This window comes from Iodobacter sp. CM08 (genome assembly GCF_033446605.1).
In the GTDB taxonomy this organism is placed as follows: domain Bacteria; phylum Pseudomonadota; class Gammaproteobacteria; order Burkholderiales; family Chitinibacteraceae; genus Iodobacter.
This window is the reverse complement of record NZ_JAWQUO010000037.1, coordinates 40,256-46,468: the sequence shown is the minus strand read 5'-3', so window position 1 is coordinate 46,468 and position 6,213 is coordinate 40,256. Positions and strand designations below refer to the sequence as shown.

The following is a 6,213-nucleotide window of genomic DNA, read 5'->3' as shown; positions in this document are numbered from 1 at the left end:
TCTTTGTCGTAAAGAACTCACGACCCTTGATTACTCAAACGCCGCTCTTTCGTACTACCGAGGCGCATGGACAATTCCTCGGACGGGACTTTAACCCGCTAGCTAAATTACTGTTACTGCGAACGCGCTGACCCTAACCCCTGCCCTCTGCGCGCTTTTGCTCAAACCCGGCCACCACGAACCCGCGCGTTTTTTGCATGGTTTAATCGCTTCTTTGAACGAATCACGGGGGGCTATATTGCAGGAGTTAAATACCTGAATCGCCGCGTTGGCGTTGCGTTTGTGCTGTTTGCAGGGATTTTGGCCAGCACGGCGGCGCTGTATGTCTTAGTGCCGGGCTCCTTAGTCCCGGGAGAAGATCAAGGCACGATGTTTGTCAGCGTTGCCCTGCCCGATGCAGCCTCGCTGGCCCGCACCCGTCAGGTGAGCGCCGAATCAGATACCGCGCTCAGCAAGCTGGCCGAAATCAACAATGTCACTACCTTTACCGGTTTTGATATTTTATCCGGCTCTAAGCTCACCAATCACGCCACCAGCTTTGTGACGCTCACCCCTTGGGATGAGCGTAAGGGCCAAGGGCAGGATGCGTTTTCGCTGGCAGAAAAAGTCATGCAAAACGCCAGTTTTATCCAAAACGGGCTGGTTGCAGCCTTTACTCCGCCGCCCATTATGGGGATGTCAACCACCGGTGGCCTAGAGGGCTATTTACAAGATCGTAATGGCGCAGGTTCACAAGCACTTAGCTCGGTTACACAAAAGCTTATCGAGGCGGCAAAAAAACGCCCCGAATTTGCCAAGGTCAGCACCACCTTCCGCGCCGATGTGCCGCAATATTTTGTTGATCTGGACCGCGAAAAAGCCAAAGCGCTGGGCGTTAATATCAATGATGTATTCAGCAGCATGCAAGCCACCTTGGGCCAACTGTATATCAATGACTTCAATCGCTTTGGCCGCACTTACAAAGTGCAGCTGCAATCTGAAGCCCAGTATCGTAAACGTCCCAAAGATTTGGCCAATATTTTTGTGCGATCAGCCAAAGGCGAGATGATTCCGCTCACCAGCCTTGTCACCATTAAAGACACCAGTGGGCCGGAGCTAGTGGAGCGCTTTAATATTTTTGCTGCGGCCAAAATCATGATCCAACCTGCGGCAGGTGTTAGCTCTGGAGAGGCCATCAAGGCCATGGAAAGCGTTACAGCCGCCGCGCTAAGCAGCGATTACACCCTTGCCTGGACTGGCAGTGCTTATCAGGAAAAAGAAGCCAGCGGCACCGCCGGTATTGCCTTTTTACTAGGCATTGTGATGGTGTTTTTAATTTTGGCAGCGCAATACGAAAGGTGGAGTTTACCGTTTGCCGTCATTACCTCAGTGCCCTTTGCCCTATTTGGCGCGCTGCTGGCGGCGTATATGCGGGATATGAATAACGATGTGTATTTTCAAATTGGCATGGTGACGCTGATTGGTTTGGCCGCTAAAAATGCCATTCTGATCGTTGAATTTGCGGTGATGAAATTTGAAGAAGGCATGAGCTTATCTGACGCCGCCATCGAGGCAGCAAGGTTGCGCTTCAGGCCCATTGTGATGACATCCCTCGCCTTTATTTTAGGCTGCGTACCGCTGATTACCTCCAGTGGCGCGGGGGCGAACAGCCGACATTCCCTAGGCACGCCCGTGATTGGCGGCATGCTGGCAGCCACCTTTATTGCCATCTTCTTTATTCCGCTGTTTTTCCGCCTGATTATGAGCATAAAGAAAAAGTAGCCCCTCCCAAAAAAAACAAACACCCGCGCCTGCTGCTAACAGCAGGCGCACACCTTGAGATCTTCGCGATGAAACCATCCCTGATTGCCAGCCTGCTGGCGCTACTCTGCACGGCTTGCGCCATGACTCCCGAGCAAAGTCTACCTAGCCTTGATTTACCGCAATCCGCATATAACGCCCCTATAGCTAAGGACTGGTGGAAAACATTTGATGATCCACTACTCAATACGCTGATCGCGCAAACACTGCAGCACAATCATAATCTAAGCATCGCCATTGCCAGAATAGAAGAAGCCCGCGCCAAACTGGGCATCAGCAGCTCAGCCCAATGGCCTCGTTTAGAATTGCAAAGCATGCAGCAAAACAGCAGGGATACCTCAACCATCCAAGTTGCAGGTGCGGCAAGCTGGGAGCTGGATTTATGGGGCCGTCTTGCCAATCAAACAGAAGCTTCTAAACAACAGCTCTTATCCACTCAAGCGGCGCACACGGGCTTAGAACTGGCACTCAGCGCAGAGACGGCCCAAGCTTATTTCAATCTGCGCGCTCTGGACGCCCAGCTCCTGCTGGCCAAGCAAACCGTTGCATCGCGCAAAGCAGCTTTTTCCTTACAAACAAAACGTTTTCAAGGCGGGCTGATTAGCGAGCTAGAAGCACGACAAGCAGAGAGCGATTTTGCCACGGCACGAACGATTGTTCCCCAGTACCAAGCAAAAATTGCCCAAGCAGAAAGCATCCTTTCTGTGCTTAGCGGGCAATCCCCAAGAGCGCTTATCGAAGAAGGGCTACAGCGCGGCAAGCAAATCAGTGATATTCATATTGCCAATCAGCTACCCTCCCAGATTCCCTCTGATCTCTTATTGCGCCGCCCCGACATTGCCGAGGCAGAGGCCAAGCTACGTGCCAGCCATGCCGATGTAGCCGCCGCCCGCGCAGCATGGTTTCCACGTATCTCTTTAGCGGGGGTACTGGGTACAGCCAGTAATCCGCTGGCCAATCTATTTGCTGCTGGCAGCAAAACTTGGCAATTTGCAGGCAACCTTGGCATGCCACTCTTTGACGGCGGGCTAAACGCAGCCCAAATCGACCAGGCCCGAGCCCAAGATCAAGCCGCGGCGGCAGGCTATCGCCAAGCGGTACAAAACGCCTTTGCAGATGCCTATGCCGCGCTAAAAATTAATCAATTCAGCCTAGAAAAAACCACAGCCCAAACCAGCCAGAACTCAGCCCTTGAGCATCAGCTCAAATTAGCCATCCTGCGTTACGACAATGGCTATAGCGATTACCTAACCGTATTAGATAGTGAACGTAATTTATTTAATGGCAGGTTAGAGCTGATTAGCGCAACCCGCGATCAATTATTGGCACAGGTCAGTTTATTTAAAGCATTAGGAGGAGGAGCCACGTTAAATTGAAGCCAGTGGCTAAAAGCGGATAAAGAGATAAAGAGATAAAGATAGCAAAAAGGTGGAATACTACTTATGCCTCTTACTCATATATCGTAGAGGCGCTGCTTGCTGCGCTTTGTCCAGAAAAGGCACAGCAGCGCCCCAAAAATATAAATCTTCCTGACTATGCATCTTACTCAAACAAAGCCATGTATTGCATGTAGACCAATAGACTGTAGGGGCGCTGCTTGCTGCGCCCTGTTCAGCGAGGGCGCAGCAAGCAGCGCCCCTACAAGGTAACTCTATTAACTTTGATATTCTTAGATAAACGATAAAAAATAAGCAAGAGGCATAATCAGGTAAATCTTAATAATTTAACCCTTAGTGGAAATCCACTTCAATAGCTCTGCCTGCAAGACTTCAATACTAATTGGTTTAGACAAAAAACCATTCATGCCAGAATCAAGGCAACGCTGAACATCTTCTTTAAATGCATTTGCAGTAAGCGCTAAAATAATCACGTTACATTTATCACTATTTAAGGCCCTAATTGTACGGGTGGCATCAAAGCCATCCATATTCGGCATTTGGCAATCCATCAATACTAAATCATAAGTATATTGCTCAATCGCATGCACCGCCGCTTTACCATCATCCACCACATCAACTCGGCAGCCGATTCTCTCCAACATTAGCAAGGCAATTTTCTGATTTAATAAATTATCTTCCGCCAATAAAACATAGGGCTTTTCAACAAAATACTGAACCCCAATACTCGGCAATAATGGTCTTTCCTCTTTTAATACCTTCAAAGAAAAAGCCACTTGTAAACACTCAAATAATTGAGATGTACGGATGGGCTTATTCAGTAGCGCTTTAAACCCCATACCCCGCGCCCGCTCTGCCCGCCCAAGCAGCCCCATGCCCCCACTGAGCAACACCAAGGGCAGCTCAGCATATTCAGGGATTGCCCGCAGAGCCGTCAGCAAATCATCAAGTTCAGCTAATTGCGCATCCACAAAGGCTAAACAAATACCTTGCCGCTGCAGCAGCTCTTGCAAAAAAGCATCACTATTGGTGAATGCCTTAACGACAAACCCCAAGGCTTGCAATTGCACCGACAATAGCTCGCAATTTGCTGGCAACTCGGCAATCACCAAGACATACTGCCCGGTTAAATAGGCTGGCAGCACGAACGGTATGCCTGCTTGGCTCGCTTTACTTAAGATAATTTCAAACCAAAAAGTAGAGCCCTCACCCTCCTTACTATTTACATCGATTTGCCCCCCCATCGCCTCAGCCAAACGCCGGCAAATCGACAAACCTAAACCCGTCCCCCCAAAGCGACGGGTTGTAGATGCATCAGCCTGAGCAAAAGGCTGAAACAACTGAGCTTTTACCTCTGGCGCAATCCCAATCCCTCTGTCCACCACATCAATATGCAAGCGATACTGATTACTACTAATTAGCACCGTGCCTACCCTAATTAAAATAGGGCCTTTGCTGCTAAATTTAATCGCGTTATTAAGCAAATTTAATAAAATTTGTCTTAAGCGGCTAGAATCTCCATTAATGCGCCATGGCACATCAGGATCAATCAACAAAACAATTTCAAGGCTCTTTTCTACCGCCTTGCTCATGACTAGATCTAAAGATTCTTCAATTATTCTGCGTAAATCAAAATCAAGCAATTCAAGCTCTAATTTACCAGCCTCAATTTTAGAAAAATCAAGTAAATCATTAATCTGCGATAATAAGGCATCACCACCCGTATTAATGGCAGCCACAAATTCTTTTTGTTGAACATCAAGCGCCGTATCTCGTAGCAAAGCAGAAAACCCTAAAATAGCATTCAAAGGGGTTCTAATTTCATGGCTCATATTGGCCAAAAAATCACTTTTTGTTTGATTGGCACGATCGGCAGCCATTTTGGCATTTTGTAATGTTAAGGCTATCTTTTTAGCCGACTCCTCCCCTTTTTTACGATCAGAGATATCATCTAGTAAGCCCTGCAACATTTCTTCTTCAATTGGGTTTAAAACCAAGCTTAACCATTTACTATCTTTTTCATCCAAGAATGAAACAAACAGATCCTCATTCACCCCTCTATTTTCTCTTAGGGATAATTCAATAAGCTCACAGCAGCGTGGCGCAGCTTCCCCTAAATAATATTGCAGCATTTCTACACGATATGCAGTTAAAGGCTCTACTCCCAACAAACGCATAAAGGATAAATTATACGAATGTAAGCGCCCAAATTTATCTACTACAAAAATGCCCGTTTCGGCATTTTCAAAAATGGTCCGATATTTTTTTTCATCAATTTCACGTTGAATACGTAAATTTCGCTCATTATCTAAAATCAATACCAAACGATTTAATAACGCATTTACATCATCAACCAAGCGGCCAATTTCATCCCGTCCATGCCCACTCGGCAATTGCAGCTTGGCGCCTAGCTCCGCAGAAAGATGATGTAAATGATCAGAAATATCTTTAATCGGCCGAGTAATCAGCCGTAGCACAATCAATACCACAGCAAAAGCCACTAACATGGCTTGCATCAGCAATAGATAAACAATAAATTGAGAGCGCTCAGCAGCATTACGCTGAATCACTTCTGGGTCTAAATCTAATGCAATCTGGCAGACAATTTCTTGGGAATTAAATGGAGAACTAATCTGACGGACAATACTGCCTTGCACCTGCTCATCGTCTTCAATTTTTTCCCCTCCAGTTTGAGCGAGAATAGCGTGCTCATTTTTAATAAGAACGCGGTTTATAAAATGATTTTTAAGTAGGCCACGCGCAACTTCAGCGGCCAAATTTTTATCATTTAAAAAACAAGCAATTTTAACGGTATCTTCTACCGTGCTCAGTAATTCATTGGTTCGGATACGATGTTCCGCACGCTCTTTTTCTGCCAAAACAAAATAGGTTATGCCAGAAAAAAGTGCTCCTGTGAGTAAAGCGATACAAAGCACCAATATGGCACTACGAAAAACCAAGCTAGTATTTAAAAGTTTAAACATAACTATCGCTTTGCAAAATCAATAGCACACAA

3 protein-coding genes are annotated in these 6,213 nt (G+C 46.7%); 2 read left to right on the top strand and 1 reads right to left on the bottom strand.

What is annotated here, in order from left to right:
- Positions 1-147: 147 nt before the first annotated feature.
- The gene (locus R6242_RS17995) at positions 148-1,761 is read left to right on the top strand and encodes an efflux RND transporter permease subunit (protein ID WP_318429491.1); all 1,614 of its coding nucleotides are present in this window, start codon (positions 148-150) and stop codon (positions 1,759-1,761) included.
- Positions 1,762-1,829: 68 nt separating this feature from the next.
- A complete protein-coding gene (locus tag R6242_RS17990; protein WP_318429488.1) occupies positions 1,830-3,176 on the top strand; it encodes an efflux transporter outer membrane subunit in 1,347 nt (448 codons plus the stop codon).
- 347 nt (positions 3,177-3,523) lie between these two features.
- Here the strand turns inward: R6242_RS17990 and R6242_RS17985 are convergent, their stop codons facing one another.
- A complete protein-coding gene (locus R6242_RS17985) occupies positions 3,524-6,181 on the bottom strand; it encodes a response regulator (RefSeq protein WP_318429486.1) in 2,658 nt (885 codons plus the stop codon).
- Between the last annotated feature and the right edge of the window lie 32 nt (positions 6,182-6,213).